We start from the raw sequence: 1,946 nt of genomic DNA, 5'->3' as shown, positions 1-1,946 counted from the left end.
GCTGAAGGACTCCGGCCTGTGGGACGGCCAGGGCTGGAGCCTCTACGTCACCGACACGACGCCCACCACGGTCGTGCTGCGGCAAAATCATCTGTCCGATAAGAGTCAACACGTTCTAATTCACAAACTTTTTGTGCCACTAGATCATCTTGATCCCAAGGAAAATATAGACCATCAACAAGTCCACCCCAAGCGTTAAAAGTCCAGTCATTTGCTCGAAGTTCGCCCTTATCATTAATTACAAAACTTGGCCCACAGTCACGAACCCAAGAGTCGTTGTTAGAAACTTCAAGCACACGCACATCAGCGGGTAATTGATAACGAGCATTTTGATATTGGGATTGTGAAACTAACATTGTTACTGGTGTAAATCTACTAATTGCTTTAGCAACATTAGTAAAGGCAATCTGAACAGGTTTTGCTCCATCACGCCAGTTATCTGGACGTTCGGGCCAGATCATAAAAATTTGATCTTGAGCTTCAAATTCACCAGGCATCCGAAAACCATCTTCTTTTGGTGTTGTACCAATAATACGTTTTGCCATTTTTTCTCTCCTATTTTTTTATTTTTTTAAATTTAATAATTAATCGCAAATTGTAAAATGAAGTTAGCCACCTTGAGTCAAGCAAAAAACATCTGAATCTCTTATACTAGAAGTTCGACCAAATAGTATAAAAAGGAAATTCAGATGCAAGACTATTCTATCACAAGCCAGAGCAAAGGGAAACACCTGACCAATCAAGACCGTTTAAACATTGAACGTTGGCACAATAAAGAAGGACTGAGCAACCGTGAGATTGCGCGCTTATTGAATAAAGCTCATGGGACGATTGACAGAGAGATGAAGCGAGGGGAAATCCAGCTCAAGCGGAAGGTAAAATACTCTGCTAAAAAGGCTCAAGAAAATTATGAAGGATTGAGGGCTCACAGTGTTCGTCCGAGTAAACTCACGACTGAGATTGATTGTTATGTGAGTACACGTCTTAAAGAAGACAAGGACTCTTTGGAAGTCATTCATCAGGCTCTAAAAGGAGTTTCTCTGAGCAGCCTCTACAATTGGGTCAACTGGGGCTGGTTAGAAGCCAAGCGTCATCATCTTTTCTATCCGCAGTATAAGGCGGCAAAGAAAATCAAACCTCGTGCGCCAAAGCATCCTTTTGGTAAGTCTATTGAAGAACGGCCTGAGTTCATTAACAATCGCTTAGAAGTGGGGCATTACGAGATTGACACGGTCATTCTTACGAGAGCTAAGAACAAGGTGCTTTTGACGCTCACAGAGCGAAAATACCGCACGGAGATCATTCGCTTGATTGATGGGAAAACAGCACAGGCGGTCAATGATGAGCTGGTGGAACTTCAAAAAAGTTATGACTTCAAATCCATTACCCCTGACAATGGCCATGAATTTGCAAGGCTCTCTGAGGTCGTAAGCTGTCCAGTTTACTATGCACACGCCTACGCGAGCTTTGAGCGAGGGACGAATGAAAACCATAACCGAATGATTCGTAGGCATCTGCCAAAAGGCACAACAAAGACGACCCCTGAAGAAGTCGCCGCTATCGAGTATTGGATGAACCATTATCCAAGAAAAATGTTCAACTATAAGAGTTCATATGAGATGAGCTTGGCTGGCTAACTTGGACTTGCAATTTGCGATAAAAAATAAAAGGAGAAAAAATGCAAAGAAAATTAACATTAAATGATGGCAATGTCATTCCCCAATTCGGTTTGGGACTTTATCAGCTTCCAGAAGGAACAGAAACGCAAAATATTGTAAAAACTGCCTTGGAATTAGGTTATCGTCATCTGGATACGGCACACGCTTATCAAAATGAAACTTCTGTCGGTCAAGCAATTCAAGACTCAGAAATTTCAAATTCTGAAATCTGGATTACAAACAAGCTTTGGCCTTCTGATTATGAGCAAGCGCCAGAAGCAATTGAGC

The 1,946-nt window shown here is 42.1% G+C and carries 3 protein-coding genes; 2 read left to right on the top strand and 1 reads right to left on the bottom strand.

The window, feature by feature from the left end:
• Positions 1–47: 47 nt before the first annotated feature.
• The gene (locus ACWD12_RS40985) at positions 48–545 is read right to left on the bottom strand and encodes an agmatine deiminase family protein (protein ID WP_450103950.1); all 498 of its coding nucleotides are present in this window, start codon (positions 543–545) and stop codon (positions 48–50) included.
• Positions 546–689: 144 nt separating this feature from the next.
• On the opposite strand from ACWD12_RS40985, the gene ACWD12_RS40980 reads away from it, so the two are divergent.
• Both ACWD12_RS40980 and ACWD12_RS40975 read left to right on the top strand, forming a co-directional pair.
• Positions 690–1,637 (top strand): IS30 family transposase, encoded by a 948-nt coding sequence (locus ACWD12_RS40980; RefSeq protein ID WP_003130410.1) that lies wholly within the window; start codon positions 690–692, stop codon positions 1,635–1,637.
• Between the two features lie 41 nt (positions 1,638–1,678).
• A partial coding sequence (locus ACWD12_RS40975) for an aldo/keto reductase (protein ID WP_450103949.1) occupies positions 1,679–1,946 on the top strand: 268 nt, incomplete at its 3' end.

The organism is Streptodolium elevatio (genome assembly GCF_053592165.1).
The sequence above is the reverse complement of the archived record's forward strand: the minus strand, read 5'-3'. Positions and strand labels throughout refer to the sequence as shown.